The organism is Polynucleobacter sp. UK-Gri1-W3 (assembly GCF_018881595.1).
GTDB lineage: Bacteria > Pseudomonadota > Gammaproteobacteria > Burkholderiales > Burkholderiaceae > Polynucleobacter.
On sequence record NZ_JACVQA010000018.1, the window covers coordinates 1 to 1,721 of the forward strand.

Sequence of the window (1,721 nt, forward strand, 5' to 3'; positions counted from 1 at the left end):
CCGAGGCTGTGTAAAAACCCCCAATAATCTCCCTGTTTTTGTAAACACCTAAGCACCCTCAAACGTTAATTCAGTATCACTAATTAACGGATGTTCATGAAGATGAAACGATTCATTACTGGCCAAGATCGAACCCAAAGTACTTTATTACCTGAGCTGCTTGATGAGTACATCACCGAAGAAAATCCCGTGCGCGTCATTGATCTGTTTGTCGATCAATTAGATTTAAAGAGTTTGGGTTTTGAAGGAGTAGTTCCTGCTGATACTGGTAGGCCGTCCTATCATCCTGCAGTGCTGTTGAAATTGTATGTCTATGGATACCTTAACCGTATTGCATCGACTCGTCGCCTTGAAACTGAAGCGCTACGTAATGTTGAACTCATGTGGCTCATTACCCGCTTAGCTCCTGACTTTAAAACCATTGCGAACTTCCGCAGGGAGAACGGCAAAGCCATCCGTAAAGTCTGCGCCCAGTTTATTGAGTTGTGCCGTCAGATGAATCTCTTTACCGACGCGATGGTGGCAGTCGATGGCAGTAAATTTAAAGCCGTGAACAGCTCCGATCAGAACTTTACCCAGACCAAGATCAAACGTCGTATCCAAGAAGCTGAAGCTAGTATTGCGCAGTACTTAAAAGACTTAGAGGCAGCTGATCTGCGTTCACCTGCAGGGTCCACGCCACATCAAGTTCGGTTGGCTGAGCGTATCGAGTTGTTTAAAGCCCAGATGGCACAGCTACAAGCTATTGAAGAAAAAGTACAAGCAGCACCAGATAAACAGATCTCCATGAGTGATCCCGATGCCCGGTCGATGCAACACCGCGGAGGCGGTATCGTGGGCTATAACGTGCAAGCTGCTGTAGATACCAAGAACCATCTCATCGTTGCCCATGAGTTAACTAATATCGGGCATGATCGCAGTAGCCTAGCTAAGATAGCTAACCAAGTCAAAGAAGCGCTGCAAGTAACGCAGCTGACCGTAGTGGCAGACAAGGGTTATTACAGTGGCGAACAAATCAAAGACTGCATGGACTTGGGTGTCACTCCCATCATGCCTAAATGCAAAACCTCTAGCAATCGATCTAGTGGCCTGTTTGATAAGAATGCGTTTATCTACCACCCTGATAAAAATGAATACGAGTACCCTGCAGGGCAAGTATTAATAGAGCGATTTAAAACCGTGGAGCATGGTAAGAATCTGATTGCATACTGGAGCTCGAGCTGCAAAACCTGCGCCTTAAAGCCTCAGTGCACTACCGGAACAAACAGAAGAGTCAAGCGCTGGGAACATGAAGCAATGCTAGATCAAATGCAGGACAACCTAGAAGCCATGCCTGATGCGATGAAAATTAGGCGTTGCACGATTGAGCATACTTTTGGCACACTCAAGAGCTGGATGGGGGCAACGCACTTCTTAACCAAAACCAAAGAGCACGTCAGTACAGAAATGAGTCTACATATCCTGGCTTACAACCTTAAACGAGTGATGAACATCATGGGTAGCAGCAATCTAATGAAGGCGATGGCGACATAAGGCGAAAGCCTTACTCAATCCGTAATAAACAGGCCTGAGTAACGCCTCTACGAGGCGTTACTAAAAAATCACAAATTACCAAAACGGAATTGTTGGCTCAACCAGAAGCGTTTGATTTAAGGCCAAAACCCGTGTACACGCTTTAAATCTAAATCAATGGAAGTATTTTGGGTTTTTACACAGCCTCG

At 45.6% G+C, this 1,721-nt stretch carries 1 protein-coding gene; it reads left to right on the forward strand.

Annotated elements, in window-relative coordinates; translation table 11 throughout:
- The first annotated feature begins 102 nt into the window (after nt 1-102).
- Nucleotides 103-1,533, forward strand: a complete 1,431-nt coding sequence (locus ICN36_RS11940; protein ID WP_216228567.1) for an IS1182 family transposase — start codon at nt 103-105, stop codon at nt 1,531-1,533.
- The last annotated feature ends 188 nt before the right edge of the window (nt 1,534-1,721 follow it).